Raw genomic sequence first — 16,789 nt, forward strand, 5'->3', positions numbered from 1 at the left:
GGTCCGCCGCCCGGACGGACCGGACCGCTCGTCAGGCGATGCGTCAGGCCGTGTCGCCGTCCAGCCCCAGCAGTTCGCGGGTCCGGCGGTACTTGGCCGCCAGCCGTTCGGCGGTCGCCGAATCCAGGCTCGCCAGCCGGGCCGGGTCGGAGTTGTGCGCGAGGTCGGCCTGCTTGACCAGCAGGGCGCCGGGGGTGGCCAGGATGCGCGCGGTGTACCCCTCCAGCGGCTCGCCGGGGCGCTTGGTGAGCGCGTCCACGATCGCCTTGGTGGCGTCGGTGAGGGCGGCCCCGGCCAGCCAGTCACCGGTCAGCGCGTCGTCCTCGATCGCGTCGTGCAGCCAGCCCGCCGCGATCTGCTCGTCACTGCCGCCGCGCACCGCGACGCCGTTCGCCACCGCCGCCAGGTGCTCGGTGTACGGGTGACCGTCCTTGTCGGTCTGCCCCGCGTGGGCGCTCCGCGCGATCCGTTCGACCTCGGCCAGGCTCAGGTACTCCACAGCGCCATCCTAGGACCTGCCGCCGCCGGCCGGGTCCCGGGACCCTCCTGGTCCGCCCCGCACCGCCGCCTGGTTGACTTCCGGTCCGGCGGCCCGCCGTGGGCCACCGCGACCGCACCCGCCGGTGCCGCCGGTGCCGCCGGTGCCGCCGGTGCCGCCGGTGCCGACCCTGCCGAGGACGCCATGCCCAGCCTGCCTCCGCTGATCTCCGGCTTCGCCCCGATCTGGGCGCTCACCGGGGTGGGCTACCTGCTCGGTCGGAGCGGGCTGCTGGGAGGCCAGGCGGAGCAGGTGCTGAACCGGTTCGTCTTCCACGCGGCCATGCCTGCGGCGCTGTTCCTGATGATCGCCCGGACCCCGCTGGACCGGTTCGCCAATCCGTCGATGGCAGCGTTCGCCGCGGGCACGGCGGTGGCGGGCGGGCTGGGGCTGCTGGCCTCGCAGCGGCTGTTCGGGCGGGGCCTGCCGGAGCGGACGGTCGGCGGCATGGCGGCGGGCTACGTCAACTCGGCCAACCTGGGCATCCCGGTGGCGGTGCAGGTGCTCGGCGACGCCTCGTTCGTGGGGCCGGTGGTGCTGTTCCAGATCCTGGTGGTCACCCCAGTCGTGCTGACGGTCCTGGACTCGGGGCGCGCCGGGCTGCGGGCAGCGCTCACCCTGCCGCTGCGCAACCCGATCCTGCTGGCGGTGGCCCTCGGCGCCGTGCTGTCGGCGACCGGTTGGCGACCGCCCGCCGAGCTGAATCGTTCCTGCGAGCTGCTCGGCGGTGCGGCCGTGCCGACCGCGCTCGTGGCACTCGGCCTCTCGCTGTGCCACCGGCCGGCGGTCACCGGCGCCGCCCGGTACGCGGAGGTCGGGGTGGCGGTGCTGACGAAGACCGTCGTCCAGCCGCTGGCCGCCTACGCGGTCGGGGCGTTCGTCCTCCACCTGTCGGCCCACCAGCTGCTGACCGTGGTCCTGTTCTCCGCGCTGCCGACCGCGCAGAACGTCTTCGTGTACGCCCGCGAGTACGGCCACGGCGCGGCACTGGCTCGGGACGCGGTGCTCTGCTCCACCCTGGTGTCGATGGCGACGCTGTCGCTGGCCGCGTGGGCGCTCGGCCCGGCCTGAGGTCCCGGGCCGGGGCCGGGCCCCCGGCCCCGCCCCGGTTCCGGACCCGGACACCGGCCCCCCGACACCGCTGTGCGGGCGCCCGCACCTGCCGCGTGGGCCGTCAGCGGTCCCGTACGGCGATCAGCTCGCGTCCGCGCAGCGTGTACAGCACGCCACCGTCGTCGGCCGCGACCCGGGCGCCGCTGTACCACTCGGCGTCCACCTGGACCAGCACGGTGGCGGCCAGCGTCTCCGGGTCGAGCCGGAACAGCGTCCGCTCGCTGATCCCGTACAGCCGGTCGTCCACCACCAGCAGGCGCGGGTTGGCGGACGTGATCGCGCGCAGGTCGGCGCGGGCACCGATCACCGGCGCGGGCGCGCCGCCGCCGGGGCGCCGCCGCGCCGTCCGCAGGTCGACGGAGAACACCTGCCCGTTCACGGTGATGCCGAACAGCCACCGGCCGTGGACCGCCAGGCTGCTGATGCCGGAGCCGAGGTTCGTGCCGATCCGCCAGAGCTCGCGCCCCGCCTCGGGGTCCCAGGCGGCGAGGTCGCCGCGCGGCCCGGTGGTCTTGGCGTTGTCGCCGCCGAGGAACGCCTGCCCGTGGCCCACCGCCACCGCGCGGACCAGCTGCTCGGACCCGAGCGGGTCGACGTGCACGGTGGGCCGGCCGCTGCCGGGCCGGTAGGTGACGAAGGACCCGCCGCCGGTGGTGTCGGCCTGCACCCCGAGCAACAGCAGCCCGTGCTCCTCGTCCCAGCGGATCGTCTGCGGCCGGTTCTGCTCCTGCGGGAGGACGGCCTCCTGCACCGGCTCCGTGTCCTCCCACGGGTTGTACCGCCAGATGCCCTGCGAGGAGTAGACGCCCAGGTAGAGGGTGTCGTCGTCGAGGATCACGGTGTCCTTGGCCTCGCCGGGCACCGGGAGCTTGCGCACCGTTCCCGCGCGCAGGTCGTGCAGCGCGATCGAGCCGTTGCCGCCGACGTAGACGCGGCCGTTCCGGGCCGCCAGCGACATGCCGAGCTGAGCCTCGGCCGGCGCTCCGGCGGCCACCAGGTCGGTGGTGGTGACGGCTGCCGTGGAGGTGGAGAGGGTCCACGCGGTGCCGCCCTCGGTGACGCCCACCAGGGTGTCGCCGAGCCGGCCGAGGCCCCAGGAGTTGCCGTCCGGGACGGGCACGGCGAACTGCTCCAGGGTCCCGGCCGCGAGCCGGTACCGCCAGACGACGCCCTGCTCGGTGGAGGTGAACCAGACGGTGTCGCCCAGGCGCTGGAAGTTGGTGATGCTCTTGGTGCCGGGCACCGGGAACGACCGCAGCACCGTGTGGGTGGCGGGGTCCAGGAAGGCGACGTGGGCCGGCTTGCCCTCGGTGGAGACGGCCAGCAGGTCGTCCCCGAGCGCGGTGATCTGCCGGATGATCGTGTCGGCGGCCAGCTCGGGCGGGGTGATGTCGGCGATCCGGCCGGTGGCCCGCTCGACCGCGAACAGGCTGGCGAGGGTGGCCCCGCCGCCGCCCGCCAGGTTGCTGCCGACGCCCAGGTAGGCGTGGGTGGCGGTGGCCTCGACCGCCCGGCCCTGGGTGGCGCCCGGCGCGGGCGAGGCGACCTCCGTGAGCACGCCGGTCGCCGGGTCGTACGCGTACAGGCCGGGGCCGGCCGCGCGGCCCTTCTGCCGTCCGGTGGCGTACACCACGCCGTCGGGGGCGACCGCGACGTCCCGGACGTCGGCGCCGGGCACGTTGACGAGGCCGCGCACGCTGCCGTCGGCCGGGTCGAGGCGGTAGAGGTTGACGGCCTTCGGCGCGTCGGTGACGCCCAGGTAGAGGCGGCCCCCGTGGGCGGCGGAGCCCTGCACGAAGTTGCCGGTCGGCAGGGTGGCGGTCGCGGTGACCCGCCCGGTCGGCACGTGGTAGCCGACCACCTTGGCGGGCGCCAGGTTCCGCGAGCCGATCCAGAGCGTCTCGCCCAGCAGGGTGGCGCTCATCAGCGGGAAGTCGGCGTTCCCCGGGCCGAGGCCGGTCACCTCGGGGGCGCGGGGCGAGCGCGGCGCGGCGGCGGCGGGGCCGACGCCGAGTGCGGTCAGGGCGGTCACCGTACCGGCGCCGAGGAGGAGTTGGCGGCGGGAGGGGCTGGCGGACGTCATGGTGCTCCTAGGAGGGGGCGGCGGGGATGTGCGCGGCGGGCGGCACGGGGTGCAGGCGGGCGGGCAGGCAGGCGGGCGGGCGGGGCAAACCGGAAGGCGGCGCGCGTCAGTGCGCGGCGGCGGCCAGCAACTGCCTGGTGTACGGGTGCGCGGGCGCGGTGAACAGCTCGGCGGAGGGGGCGTGTTCGACGACCCGGCCGTGACGCATCACCAGCACCTCGTCACAGAGGTGGCGGACGAGCGCGAGGTCGTGCGAGATGAACACCAGCCCGACGCCGGTCCGTCGGCGCAGATCGAGGAGGAGGTTGAGGATCTGGGCCTGGACGGACACGTCCAGGGCCGAGGTCGGCTCGTCCGCCACCAACACCTCCGGGCCGACCGCGAGCGCCCGGGCGATCGCGACGCGCTGGCGCTGCCCGCCGGACAGCTGGTGCGGCCGGGAGTCGAGCAACCCCGCCGGGAGTCCGACCAGTTCGCGCAACTCGTCGACGCGCGAGAGCGGCAGGCCGTGGGTCAGCAGCGGCTCGGTGAGCGCCTGGCGGATCGTCATGCGCGGGCTGAGCGAGGCGTAGGGGTCCTGGAAGACGAACTGGACGCGACGGCGCAGCGCGCGTTCCTCCTCCGGGGTGACCTCCGCCCAGGAGCGACCGCCGACCCGGACGGTCCCGTGCTGCGGGCGGAGCAGCCCCAGCAGGGCGCGGGCCAGCGTCGACTTGCCCGAGCCGGACTCGCCGATCACCCCGACCGCCCGGCCCGGCGCCGCCGTGAGGCTGACGCCCTCCAGCGCCGGCGCTCCCCGGCGGCCACGGCCGTAGCGGACGGTGAGGTTCTCGGCGACCAGCACCGGCTGCGCCGCGACGGGAGCGTCCCCGGCGGGGCTGGTCGCCGCGGCGGTGGCCCGGTCGTCGGCGGCGGGTCGGTCCGCCCCCGGCGGGTCGGTCCGCCCCTGTCCCCGACCCTGCTCCGTCTCTCGTCCCTGCTCGTGCTCCGCTTCGTGCTCCGGCCCCTCCTCCGGCACCGGCACATGGCAGGCGAGACCGCGGTCCCCCACCACCTCCCAGGCGGGCACCTCCTCGGCGCACCGCGCGGTGGCGGCGGCACACCGCGGCGCGAAGGCGCAGCCGGGCAGCGGTTCGCCCGCGGCGGGCGGGCGGCCGCCGATCACGGCGAGCGGGCGGCCGGGCGGGCCGTCCAGCCGGGGGACGGCGGCCAGCAGCCCGGCCGTGTAGCGGTGTCGCGGGCTCGCCAGCAGGGCCTTGGCCGGGGCTCGTTCGGCGATCCGTCCGGCGTACATGACCTGGACGGTGTCGCAGGTCCGGGCGACCACCCCGAGGTCGTGGGTGATCAGCAGGACCGCGGTGCCGGTCTCGTCGCGGAGCCGGACCAGGAGGTCGAGGATGCCGGCCTGCGTGGTGGGGTCGAGGGCGGTGGTGGGCTCGTCGGCGATCAGCAGGTCGGGCCGGTTGGTCATCGCCATGGCGATCAGGACCCGCTGGCGCATCCCGCCGGAGAACTCGTGCGGGCGGTCGCGGAAGCGGCGCTCCGGCTCCGGGATGCCGACCAGGTCGAGGAGTTCGAGCGCACGGGCCCGGGCCGCGGCCCGGGAGGCTCCGTGCACCCGGGCGGCCTCGGCGAGTTGGCGGCCGATGGGCATCCGGGGGTTGAGGTAGGCGAGCGGGTCCTGGAACACCATGCCGATCCGGCGGCCACGGACGGCCCGCATGCCGGGTTCGGGGAGGGTGAGGAGGTCGGTGCCGTCGAGGCGGACCGTCCCGGCCGTGGTCCGGCAGCCGGGCGGGAGCATCCGGTTGGCGGCGAGCGCGGTGAGGGTCTTGCCGGAGCCGGACTCGCCGACGAGGCCCAGGATCTCGCCGGGCCGGAGGGTGAAGTCCACGCCGTGGACGACCTGGTGGGGCCCGGCGGCGACCCGCAGGCCGGACACCTCCAGCAGCGGCGCCGCCGGGCCGGTGCGGCCGACGTCGTCGACGGCGGCGGTCGGGCCTGCACCGGCGGTCGGGCCGCCACCGGCGGTGCGGGCGGTCTCGGTGGGCGCGGTCACCGCAGTTTCTCCCGGTTGAACGAGTCGGCGAGCAGGGTCAGCCCGAACACCAGCAGACCGAGCAGCAGGACGGGCGCGAGGGCGTATCCGGGGTGCAGGAAGAGGTACTTGCTACCGGTGTTGATCATCGTGCCGAGCGAGGGGGTGGGCGGCTGGATGCCGAAGCCGAGGACGCTCAGCCCGCCCTCGATCTTGGCCGCGTGCGCCATCGCGACGGCGAGCAGTGCGGTGGCGGCGTCGGTGACGTTGGGCAGCACGTACCGGCGGAGGGTCCGCCCGCGCGGTACGCCGAGCACCCGGGCGGCCACCACGTGGTCACGGGCGAGCTGGGCCAGCAGGGCGGCGCGTGCCTGGCGGCCGAAGACGGGCAGGGCGCTGAGCACGATGGTGACGACCACGCTGCCCAGGCCGGGCCGGACGATCAGCGCGATGGCCAGGCCGAGCAGCAGCCCGTGGAAGCCGAGCAGCAGGTCGAAGAGCCGCTGGACGGCCTCGCCGAGCAGGCGGTTGAGCCCGCCCGCCAGGCCGAGCAGGGTGCCCAGCACGGCGGCGACGGGAACGGCCAGCAGGCAGACCAGCAGCTCGATCCGGACCCCGTACAGCGCGCGGACCAGCAGGTCGCGGCCGACCTCGTCGGTGCCCAGCGGATGGTCCCAGGAGGGCCCGGCCAGTGCCTCGCGGCTCTGCTGGTACGGGTCCGCGGAGAGCAGCAGCGGGCCGAGCAGGCCGAGCAGCACCACCAGGGCGACCAGCGCCGCCCCGGTCCGGCCCCGCCTGCCCCGCAGTGCGGCGGGCAGCGCGGGCAGGGCCGGCAGTCGGCGACGCCCGGTGCTCCGGCCTGCGGGAGTGCTGTCGGCCGCGGTGGCCGTCCCGCCGGTCCCGGCGGTCCCGGCGGTCCCGGCGGTCCCGGCGGTTCCCGCCTCGGCCGGGGTCCCGACGGTGGTGTCCTGGGTCTCGGCGGTGGTGCTCATCGGGCCTCCCCGGTGCCGGCGCGGGCGATCCGCGGGTCGAGGCGACCGACCAGCAGCTCGGAACCGAGCTGGACGGTGACGGCCACCGCGACGGCGAGCATGATCAGGGTCTGGGCGACGGGGTAGTCCCGCTGGTTGATGGCGTCGAGCAGCAGTTGGCCGAGACCGTGCCGGGCGAAGAGCTGCTCGGCGACGACGGCTCCGCCGAGGAGTTCCCCGAGGTTGAGCCCGAACTCGACGCAGAACGGCGCCAGGCTGTTGGGCACCACGTGGCGCAGCAGGATGCGCCGGGGCGGCGCACCCTTGGCGACCGCGGTGAGCACGAACTCCTCCTGCCGGGTGCGGCGGATCTCGGTGGCGAGCAGCCGGGCGAGGACCACCGACCCGGGCAGGGCCAGCGCCACGGCGGGCAGCGCCAGGTACTGCACGGCCAGGTCCGGCGCGGTGAGAAGGTCCTTCTCGCCGCCGGCCGGCAGGACGCGGAGCAGGACCGCGAAGACGAAGACGAACAGCACGGCGGTGACGTAGACCGGCAGGGCCAGCACCGCGGTGGTGAGCGGGTCGAGCACCCGGGCCAGCCGGCCGCGCCGCTCGGCGGCCAGCGCGGCCCCCAGCAGCAGGCCGAGCACGAGCATCAGCAGACCTGCGGCGAAGGCGAGTTGGAGGGTCGAGCCGAGGCTCTGGCCGATCATCCTGGTGACCGGCTCGCGGTAGTGGAAGGAGAGTCCGGGGTCGCCGACGAGCAGTCCTCGCAGCCAGGTCAGGTACTGGACGGGCAGTGGCCGGTCCACGCCGAGCTGGCGGCTGAGGTGGTCGCGCTGCTCCTGGTCCGCCTCGGCCCCGAGGGCGGCGGAGACCGGGTCGCCGGGAGCCAGGTGGAGCAGCAGGAAGACGGCCACCGAGGCGAGCCAGAGGGTGGCCAGCGCTCCGGCGGCCTTTCTGGTCCAGTACGGCACGGGGGTTCTCCGGGTGGTCGGGCCATGCGGGCGGGCCGGGTGGTTCACCGGCCCCGGGCGGTGGGGGTCGCCCGGGGCCGGCGGCCGGCGGGGCGGGGCGGTTCGTCGGGCCGAGGCGGCGCCGGGATCCGGCCGGTCGGGGCGGACCGGGCCGGGCCGGGCGGAGCCGGACGGGTCGGGACCGGACGGGGCGGGACCGGGAGTCAGCCGGCCCGGCGGGTGTCGGTCAGCTTCAGGTAGCCGAGCGCGCTGGTGGACACGTCGTGCACCGAGGAGGCGAAGGCGTACGTCTCCCAGGCGTGTGCGAGCGTGATGTGGAAGGACTGCGCCAGCAGGTACTCGGACAGCTCGTGGTTGACGTCGGCCCGGGCCTGCTCGTCGGCGGCGGCGAACGCGCGGGCCTGCAGCTCCGCGTAGGCGGGGTCGGTGACGTGCGACGTGTTCTTGCCGACCTGGAGCGGCCCCGAGACCGTGATGCCGCTCAGCGGCGAGACGCTGACCATGCCGTGGTTGGCCACGAACAGGCCCTCCAGGGTGCCCTGCTGGATCTTCGGCTGGATCGCCGCGTTGTCCAGCAGCTGCACGTCGACGCCGAAGCCCGCCTGCTCCAGGTCGTACTTCACCAGCTCGACGAGCGAGGTGAAGATCGGCGAGTTGGCGGCGGTGAGCGGCACCCGGACGCCCTCCGCGCCGGCCTCCCGGAGCAGGCCCCGGGCCTTCTCCGGATCGTGCCGGTAGCGGGTGACCTGGTCCGGGGTGACCCCCGGGGTGTTGGACGGCCAGGGCAGGCTGCTGGCCTCGGCGTGGCCGCCGTAGACCTGGGCGACGATCCGCTCGCGGTCCACCGCGTACTGCAGCGCCTGGCGGACCCGGATGTCGTCGAAGGGCTTGGAGGCGACGTTCACCCCGAGGAACGCCTGCTGGTAGGAGGCCTTGGCGGACTGCACGGTGAAGCCGGGGTTGCCGGCCAGCACCTTGAGGTCGCGGCCGGGGACGGCGCCGATCAGGTGGGCCTGACCGGACTGCAGCGCGGACAGTCCGGCCTGGCTGCTCGTCACCGACCGGACGGTGATCCGCTCGAACCGGGGCCGTCCGCTCTGCCAGTAGCGGTCGTAGCGGGTGAGGTCGAGCTGGTTGCCGCCCTTGAACTCCTGCCAGGTGAACGGGCCGGTGCCGTTGACCTTGTCGGAGGCCCTGCCCTCGACGTAGCTCCGGGCGTCGACGACGGGGTTGAAGGCGAGCGCGTCGAACAGGTTGCTGGTGGGCTTGGAGAGGGTGAGGGTGACCTCGCCCCGCGCACTGGCCTTCACGTCGGCCAGGCGCTCCAGCAGCGGCTTGACCTGGGAGCTCTTGGTGGCTCCGACCAGCGAGTACACGACGTCGTCGGCGTCGAGCCCGCGTCCGTCGTGGAACGTGACGTCCTCGCGCAGCTTGAGCACCAGCTTCAGCCGGTCGGCGCTCCACTCCCAGGAGGTGGCGAGCCAGGGCACCGGCTGGAGGGTCTTCGGGTCGAGGTCGACCAGCCGGTCCAGGACGAGGTTGACGAACGCCGGGGTGTCCGGGCCCCGGTGGAGCAGCTGGGTCGGGTCGGGTGCGCTGCCGTACACGATCTGCAGGTCGGGTGCGGAGGCGGTGGCGGACGCGCCCGCGGCGCCGCCGGGGGACGGGTCGGTGGCCGAGCGGCAGCCCGCCGCCAGCAGGGCCGCTCCGGCGCTCAGGCCGAGAAAGCCTCTTCGGGCCAGGCCGGGGTGGCGGGCCGCTTCGCTCATGGTGCTGCTACCTCTTGGTGGTTGGGTTCGGGGTGGCCCGCGGCACGGGGCCGCGGGCCGACGGGGCGGGGAACTCCCCCACCCGCCTCAGTACTTGGTGACGACCACGCTGTCGCTGTAGAGCACCACGTCGGGTCCGCCGGTCGGGTAGGAGATGCCCTTGGCCGGGTTCCAGTTGGCGCGGTAGATGCCGGTCTTGAAGTAGGGCGCCTGGTTCTGGTGGTAGTTGTTGAGCCCGCTGTGGGTGCCGACCTGGACGCCGTCGCGGAGCACGGTGATCGAGCCCGGCGTGGTGGCGGTGGACCAGGTGACGTCGAAGGCCCACTGGTTCCAGTGTCCGAACTGCACGGCGCCGAGCGGGATCACGGCCTCCTGCACGGTGGACGGGTCGGTCAGCCAGTGCACCTTCAGCCGCCAGTTGCCGTCCTTGACGGTGAGGGCGATCGGCGGCTTGGTGTCACTGCCGTCGGCGAGCGGGTAGCCGTGCCACTGGGCGACGATGGTCTCGGTGGAGGTGCGCACCCAGTCGGCGGGCAGGTAGTCGGCGAAGGCGAAGCGGTAGCCGCCCCAGCCGAGGGCGTTGACGGCGACCTCGGAGCGGTAGGACTGCCCGTCGTTGGGCACGCTGAACCGGCCGGCCAGGCCCGAACCGCCGGCGGGCCCGCCGGTGACGGTGATGCTGCCGTTGCCGTCGATCCGCTGACGGGTCCAGTTGGCGACGGTGCCGGACTCGAAGTCGTCGGAGAACACGGTGGTGGCAGCGGTGGCGGTGACGGCGGTGGCGGTTCCGGCGGTCGTGCCCGCGACGGCCGCCGGGGCGGCGAGGGTGCCGGTCAGCAGCGCGGCGGCGAGGGCGGTGCCGGCGAGCCGGCGTGCGGTGGGGCGGGACGGGGCCATGGGGATCGTGCTCCTCGGGACGTACGGGTTCGGGTGACGGTGACCGGGGCGGCCGGCCGACGACGGTTTCCAGGCGTCAGCCGGCCCGTCGACAGGAGGCCGCCGCCGACCCGGCACGGCCCGTCCGCCCGGCGCCCGCGGCCCGCCCGACCCAGGTCGGGCTCGACCACGCCCACTGGTCGTTCAGCTGCCGGACCCGTACGTGGTAGAAGTCGCCGTCGCCGCCCGGCCGTTCGTCGATCAGGTCCAGCTCGGCCGCGAGCTCCCCGGCCGGCACCGCCCGGTCGAACCGGAAGGCCCCGGAGACGAAGCCGCCGATGAACCCGGTCCGCGGCCCCTCGCGCAGCTCCCCGACGGCGTACGAGGTCTCGACCCCGTTGACGACGGCCGTCAGCCTGGTCCGGTCGTCGCCGGCGACCGCGAGCGAGAAGCCCTGGGTGGCGTCGGTCGCGGTGTTGGGGTTGCCCTCGGTCACGGTCCGCAGCCGCAGCTCGCCCGGGCCGGTGCGCCACCAGTCGGACGGGCGGTACGACGCGGGCTCGGCCGCGGCCGGGGCGACCGTCTCCGAACCGCGCAACCGGGGCTGGACGTCGAGCAGTTCGCCGCCCTCGACCCGCAGCGTGACGTCCCAGTGGACGGGCGTCTCGCGCTTGCCCCAGCCGACGGCGAAGCCCAGCGTGCCGTCGAACGCGGCGGACCGGGCGGCGGTGCCCAGCAGCTCGGGCCGGGAGACCCGGTGGATCGGCACGCCGTTGCGGACCACCTCGACGTGGTCGAGCGCGTCCCGGCCCTGCACGGCGACCCGGATCCGGCGGCGGTCGGCCGACGCGGTCTCGGCCCCCATCGGCGCCCCGTTCACGGAGGCCGCGAGCAGGATGCGGTCCCCGGTGATCGCGTAGGTGCTCCGCCGCTCGATCGCGTCCCAGATCGCCGGCCGGGTCAGTTCCGGCGCCCAGACGGCGAGCCGGCCGTGACCGTGGCTGCCGGGGAAGGCGCTGTGGTGGTCGGTGGAGCCGATCAGCCCGAACCGGTGGCCGAGCCGCAGCCCGTGCACGGCGGTCCCGGTGGTGTCGCGCGGGCCCATGGTGTGCAGGTAGGTGCGCGGCGCCTCGTCGGACTCGGCGCAGCCGTGCATCGACATCATCTCCACCACCGGGGCGAACTCCTCGGTGTAGGTGTCCCAGTTGATGCCGCGCCGCCCGGTGCCGTAGCCGATGTGGTGCGGAAGCGCCCAGGTCCGCACGCCCTCGGCCGCGAGGGCGCGCAGCCGGGCTCGCAGTTCCTCCAGGCCGGCGGCGCGGATGATCTCGCCGCGCGGGCCGTCGAAGTACACGCAGTGGTCCCCGTGGGCGAGGCTGTGCCACTCGAAGGACTGGAAGGTGACGAACCGGCCGTCCTCGTGGGCGGCGGCGGTCACCTCCTGGACGTGCTCCCAGCGGTCGGCGAGCCGGGCGAAGCCCTGGGTGTGGTAGTCGACCAGCGAGGCCAGCTCGGGGGTCCGCTCGGGGAGGTCGTGCCACCAGCCGTGGCCGGTGACGCTGGCGAAGTCGAGCTGGAGGCGGGCGTTGGCGTACGCGTCCTCGATCGGGCCGTGGCCGTAGCTGATGCCGCAGTGGTTGTGGATGTCGCCGACGTACAGGCCAAGACCGCCGTAGCCGGGTGCGTCGGTGGTGGGGGCTGTCATCGGGTCGGGCTTCCTCTACGGTGCGCGGCGAGCGATCGCCGCAGGACGTTTGATCGACTGTGAGAAGAAGTCTTTCCCGATCTTCCGGTGATGGTCAAGACCAGGCCGACCTGCGTTGCCCGATCGCCACAGGGGGAAACACAGGCTTCACAGAAGCCCGGCAGGCAGAAAGAGTCCCACGCTGACCAGCGGCATGCCGCCCACCTCGGGACACCTTCTCGAAACTTTCTATCGATCTGATAGAAACTGCCGAAGCACCCCGCCGCCTTCCGTGAGGACGACCGCCAGCCATGCCGACCACCGCCCCGCGCACCCTGCCCGCCCCGCCCGACCTCAGCGACTCCGTCCTCGTCCGCGCACCCGAGCGCCCCCTGCCCGGCTACTGGGCCGGCTGCCCGGGCATCCGCTACGAGGCCGACCGCGACCGCTTCCTGCTCACCTACCGCGAGCGCCGCCCGCGCGGCACCGACGGCCAGGACCGGGGCTGGCGCTGCGCGGTGGCCGAGAGCAGGGACGGCGTCGAGTTTCACGACGTCTGGTCGGTCGAGCGCGCCGAGCTGGACTCGCCGTCGATGGAGCGCTTCGCCCTGCTCCCCCGCGACGACGGCTACCTGCTCCACCTCAGCTACGTCGACCCGGCCGACAACCGCTGGCGGATCGACGCCGTCCGGGCCGGCGCGCCGGACTCCTTCGACCTCGCCACCCGCACCCCGGTCCTCACCGCCGCCGGCACCGGCACCGAGGGCGTCAAGGACCCCTACCTGCTCGAACTCGACGGCACGGTAGAGATGTTCAGCACCGTCTCGCGCACCCGTGCCTTCACCGCCGAGGAGCAGGAGCTCGCCCACGCCGACGCCGACATCCACACCACCGGCCTCACCGTCCAGCCGACCGCGCGCGCCGACTCGCCCGACGGACTGCGGTTCACCGCCCCTCCCGGCAGGGCCGCCGAGGTCCTGGACGTCGGCCCGCCCGGCGCGTGGGACGCCTACGAGGCCCGGATCACCGCCGTCCTCCCGGACGGGCGGGGCGGCTGGCTGGCGCTCTACGACGGCTCGGCCGACGCCGCCGGCAACTACGAGGAGCGCTGCGGCCTCGCCGTCTCCACCGACCTGCGGGAGTGGCACCGGCTGACCACCGACGGGCCCTGGCTGGACGTCCGCTACGCCGACGTGGTCGCCGCCCGGGGGCGCTGGTACCTGTACTACGAGCAGACCCGGCCGGACGGCGCGCACGAGCTGCGGGTGGCGGTCCTGGACGAGTTCGCCGGGCTCCGGCCGTAGCCGGGACGCTCCCCGCCGACGGCCTCGTCGGCTCGCATCCGTCCGGACCGTCCGGGACCGCCCTGCCCCGCCCCGGACCGTCGGGTCGCGGGCCGGGGGACCCGACCCGCGACGTTCGGCGAGTCCTCGGCGACGTCCGACCACCGGGTCTCCCCCACCGGGCAGTGCAGCCGGCGGCTCCCGCGACAGGAGCGTGCGAGAACCGGAGGATGTTCCCTCCGCGTCTCACAAACCGTCCCAAAGCACTGGTCAGCCGGTCCGACGGCAGCTTGAGACGTCTCCGGCGCAGCAAGTCGCCCGTGGTGCGTGGTGCACGCTTCATGATGGTTCCGGCCGCGGCCATGGGGGGCACCCCGTCCGCTGCCGATACCTGACACTTCGAAACGGGGGGACCATGAACCTCAAGCACAAGATCGCGAAGGGCGCTGTTGCCGTCACAGTGGCGGTAGCCGCCACGTTCGGCCTTGCAGCCACCGCGAGCGCCACCCCGAACGCCCCGGCCGTCCAGGCTTCCGGCTCCCAGCGCGTCCTCGCGGTGAACAACCTCGGGCTGAACACCACGCAGGCCCAGAACGTTCAGCACTGGCTGCGGGGGTACTGGGGCTACGGCGGCGCGCTCGACGGCCAGCTGGGCACCGAGACCTGGAAGGCGTTCCAGCGCCAGCTGCAGACGCACTGGGGCTACGGCGGCGCGATCGACGGCCTCGCGGGCACCGAGACCGTCAAGGCGCTGCAGCGTCTGCTGAAGGACAGCTGGGGCTACACCGGCGCGATCGACGGCATCGCGGGCTCGGGCACGCAGGCGGCGTTCAGGACCTTCGCCAACAGGATCTACTGATCCCGACCCGTGGGAGGACGGCCCGCCGGGGAACCGGCGGGCCGTTCGTCCGCAGAGCGCCCGACCGGGGGTTCGCATCGGCAACGCGCACCGGGTCCGCGCTCGATGTCGCCGGTCGCCCCTGCGTCCGACTCGACCGACGCACCTGGCTCTGTCCGGACGGCAGCTCCGTACGCTCCGCCACTGCGGATCCGCAGCCCCCTCGCGGGCACGCCGGGTCGCGGTCGCGACCGACCGGTTGCCGCCCGCAGGCCGGCGTCACCGGGCCCGGGCCGTCGCCACCACATCGGTCATCGCCGTCAGGAACCGCTGCGCCACCGCCAGCTCCGCCTCCCCGAAGCCGCCCATCGCGGTCACCAGATCGGCGATGAGCCCGCCGAAGAAGGCCTGCCCGAGCTCCGTCGCCCGTTCCTCCACCACCAGCCGGACCTTGCGACGGTCCTCCGGATCGCGCTCGCGCCGGATCAGGCCGAGCCGCACCAGACGGTCGACCAGACCGGTCGTCCCCGCCGAGTTCAGCCGCAACGCCTCACCGAGCCGCCCGGGAGTGACCACCGAACCGGCCCGCGCGGCGTCGAGCAGGTGGACCAGCGCCCGCAGGTCGGTCGGGTGCAGCCCGTGCCGCGCGGCGAACTCGGCGCCGAAGAGGTCGAGTTCGACGGTCAGTCCGCGCAACAGATGGACCAGCTCCATCGGCAGCCGGGATTGCTCCACCCCGTGTCCTTTCCCTGACGGTCCCCCGGACGTATTCTCTCGCTGAGCGAGATACATGCTCGGCGAGCGACTCCATCATCCACCGGGGGAGATCATGTCCGCACGCACATCCGCCGACCCGGCCGTCGAACCCGGCCACGCCGCCTTCCTCACCGCCTACGACGAGGCCCTCGCCCGCTGGCCCGTCCCGGCCGAGGCGCTCACCGTCCGGACGCCCCACGGCGCCACCCGCGTCAACGCCTGCGGCCCGCGCGACGGCCGCCCCCTCGTCCTGTTGCACGGCGGCGGCTCCACCTCGACCTGCTGGACCGCCGGCGTCGCCGCACTCACCGGGGCCGGCCACCGGGTCCTCGCCGTGGACCTGATCGGAGACCCGGGCCGCAGCGTCCTCGGCGGCTCGCCGCTCGGCGGCGTCCCCGGCCTGCTGAGCTGGCTGGACGCCGTCCTCGACGGGCTCGACGTGGCCGCCGCCGACGTCGTCGGCCACTCCTACGGCGCGTGGATCGCCCTCCGCCACGCCCTGCACGCCCCCGGCCGGGTCGGCCGCCTCGCCCTCCTCGATCCCACCCAGTGCTTCGCCGGCTTCCGACCCGGCTACCTGCTGCGGGCCCTTCCCCTCCTCGCGCCCCCGCGCACGACCGCCAGGGCCCGCTCCTACCTGGACTGGGAGAGCGGCGGGACCGCCCTCGACCCGGCCTGGCGCGAGCTGTACGCACTCGGGTACGCCGGCTTCCCCGCCGCCCGGCCGGTCACCGGTCCGCGCCCGACCACCGATCAGCTGCGCGGGCTCACCGCGCCCGTCCTCGCCCTGTTCGCCGAACGGAGCCGGACCCACGACGCCGCCGCGGTGGCCGAACGCGCCCGCCGGACCCTCCGTTCCGCCACGGTCGCGGTCCTCCCCGGCACGTCCCACCACACCCTGCTGACCGCCCGGCCGGACGAACTGAACCGGCGGCTCACGACCTTCCTCGCCACCGGCCCCTGACCGCGCGGCCGCGCGGCCCGGGGCTACCCGCGTCGCACCAGCCCCGCGATCAGCGCACCCAGCGCCACCTCCAGCTCCCCGCACCGCTCGCCCACGCCGACGTACCCCGTCTCGGCCAGCACCCGCCCCAGGGCCGGCAGCCGTGTCGCGTCCGCCCCCTCGTACGCGGCGCGGCGCTGGCTAGGTTCCCGTGGCGGGCTGACGGGGTGCTCGGAGAGCAGTTCGCCGAGGACCAGCTGCCAGCAGGAACGGAACGCCGGCATCGCGCGCCCGGGCGGGAGTCCGGCGGCCATCAGGTCGGCGAGGCAGGCGTCGTTGAAGGGCAGCGCGTTCTCCGCCACCAGCTCGCCCCGGATCAGGATGTGCAGCACCCAGGCGTGGCCGGCCATGTAGTCGTGGGCGTCGACCAGCCGGCGCAGCAGCCGGGCCTCCGGGCCGGCACCCGCCACGCCGACCGGCAGGCCCTCGGCGATCTCCTCCAGGACGGCGAGCAGCAGCGCCTCACGGTCGGTCACGTGCCGGTAGAGGGAGGCGGGCGCGGTGCCGAGCTCGGTGGCGACGGCGCGCATGGTGAGCGCGTCGATCCCGTCGCGCTCGATCACCCGGCGCCCGGCGGCGACCACGCCGGCGGTGGTCAGACCGGGGCGCGGGCGCTTGCGCCCGTACCGGCCGCGCTCCCCCGCGACCTCCCCCGCCACCTCTGCGACCCCCTGCACCGCGGCGGCGGGTGCGGTCCCCGAGCCCGCCCGGCGCGGGACCTCGGGTGCGGTCTCCGGTGCGTTCCCCGGGGCAGTCGCGGGCGCGGCCTCCGGTGCGGCCTCGCGCACGGCGTCCGCCTCACGTCCGCCGGCGCCCGGCCGACTGGTCTCTTCTGACACTCCGCCATCCTGCCATGGCTC

Annotated in this window: 14 protein-coding genes; 4 read left to right on the top strand and 10 right to left on the bottom strand. The window is 74.9% G+C overall.

All coding sequences use genetic code 11. The features are described from left to right. Positions 1-43: 43 nt before the first annotated feature. The gene (locus tag PUR61_RS09785) at positions 44-499 is read right to left on the bottom strand and encodes an HD domain-containing protein (RefSeq protein WP_329877828.1); all 456 of its coding nucleotides are present in this window, start codon (positions 497-499) and stop codon (positions 44-46) included. 183 nt (positions 500-682) lie between these two features. Between PUR61_RS09785 and PUR61_RS09790 the strand changes: the two genes are divergently transcribed. After that, complete coding sequence (locus tag PUR61_RS09790) at positions 683-1,609, top strand: AEC family transporter (RefSeq protein WP_329877829.1); 927 nt, start codon at positions 683-685, stop codon at positions 1,607-1,609. 103 nt (positions 1,610-1,712) lie between these two features. Here the strand turns inward: PUR61_RS09790 and PUR61_RS09795 are convergent, their stop codons facing one another. The 7 genes from PUR61_RS09795 to PUR61_RS09825 form a co-directional block, all read right to left on the bottom strand. After that, positions 1,713-3,734 carry a PQQ-binding-like beta-propeller repeat protein gene (locus PUR61_RS09795; RefSeq protein WP_329877830.1) on the bottom strand — a complete coding sequence of 674 codons (2,022 nt, stop codon included), beginning with the start codon at positions 3,732-3,734 and terminating at the stop codon, positions 1,713-1,715. A gap of 106 nt (positions 3,735-3,840) precedes the next feature. Then, positions 3,841-5,793, bottom strand: coding sequence for an ABC transporter ATP-binding protein (locus PUR61_RS09800; protein WP_329877832.1), 1,953 nt, complete (start codon positions 5,791-5,793; stop codon positions 3,841-3,843). Beyond that, positions 5,790-6,764, bottom strand: a complete 975-nt coding sequence (locus tag PUR61_RS09805; protein WP_329877834.1) for an ABC transporter permease — start codon at positions 6,762-6,764, stop codon at positions 5,790-5,792. The genes PUR61_RS09800 and PUR61_RS09805 overlap by 4 nt, the downstream gene beginning before the upstream one ends. Then, positions 6,761-7,720, bottom strand: coding sequence for an ABC transporter permease (locus tag PUR61_RS09810; protein ID WP_329877836.1), 960 nt, complete (start codon positions 7,718-7,720; stop codon positions 6,761-6,763). The genes PUR61_RS09805 and PUR61_RS09810 overlap by 4 nt, the downstream gene beginning before the upstream one ends. Before the next feature lie 203 nt (positions 7,721-7,923). After that, complete coding sequence (locus tag PUR61_RS09815) at positions 7,924-9,489, bottom strand: ABC transporter substrate-binding protein (protein WP_329877838.1); 1,566 nt, start codon at positions 9,487-9,489, stop codon at positions 7,924-7,926. An 87-nt stretch (positions 9,490-9,576) separates the two neighbouring features. After that, complete coding sequence (locus PUR61_RS09820; protein ID WP_329877840.1) at positions 9,577-10,386, bottom strand: polysaccharide lyase; 810 nt, start codon at positions 10,384-10,386, stop codon at positions 9,577-9,579. Positions 10,387-10,462: 76 nt separating this feature from the next. After that, positions 10,463-12,070 carry a DUF3604 domain-containing protein gene (locus tag PUR61_RS09825; protein ID WP_329877842.1) on the bottom strand — a complete coding sequence of 536 codons (1,608 nt, stop codon included), beginning with the start codon at positions 12,068-12,070 and terminating at the stop codon, positions 10,463-10,465. 290 nt (positions 12,071-12,360) lie between these two features. Between PUR61_RS09825 and PUR61_RS09830 the strand changes: the two genes are divergently transcribed. Beyond that, complete coding sequence (locus tag PUR61_RS09830; RefSeq protein ID WP_329877844.1) at positions 12,361-13,353, top strand: hypothetical protein; 993 nt, start codon at positions 12,361-12,363, stop codon at positions 13,351-13,353. A gap of 394 nt (positions 13,354-13,747) precedes the next feature. Further along, a complete protein-coding gene (locus tag PUR61_RS09835) occupies positions 13,748-14,191 on the top strand; it encodes a peptidoglycan-binding domain-containing protein (protein ID WP_329877846.1) in 444 nt (147 codons plus the stop codon). A 258-nt stretch (positions 14,192-14,449) separates the two neighbouring features. On the opposite strand, the gene PUR61_RS09840 is transcribed toward PUR61_RS09835, so the two are convergent. Continuing rightward, complete coding sequence (locus PUR61_RS09840) at positions 14,450-14,884, bottom strand: MarR family winged helix-turn-helix transcriptional regulator (protein WP_329877970.1); 435 nt, start codon at positions 14,882-14,884, stop codon at positions 14,450-14,452. Between the two features lie 115 nt (positions 14,885-14,999). On the opposite strand from PUR61_RS09840, the gene PUR61_RS09845 reads away from it, so the two are divergent. After that, a complete protein-coding gene (locus PUR61_RS09845; protein ID WP_329877848.1) occupies positions 15,000-15,890 on the top strand; it encodes an alpha/beta fold hydrolase in 891 nt (296 codons plus the stop codon). A gap of 23 nt (positions 15,891-15,913) precedes the next feature. Here PUR61_RS09845 and PUR61_RS09850 read toward each other — a convergent pair whose 3' ends face one another. Beyond that, the gene (locus PUR61_RS09850; RefSeq protein WP_329877850.1) at positions 15,914-16,768 is read right to left on the bottom strand and encodes a TetR/AcrR family transcriptional regulator; all 855 of its coding nucleotides are present in this window, start codon (positions 16,766-16,768) and stop codon (positions 15,914-15,916) included. Positions 16,769-16,789 lie beyond the last annotated feature (21 nt).

Origin of the sequence: Streptomyces sp. BE20, from assembly GCF_036322525.1 — a bacterium.
Lineage (GTDB): Bacteria > Actinomycetota > Actinomycetes > Streptomycetales > Streptomycetaceae > Kitasatospora.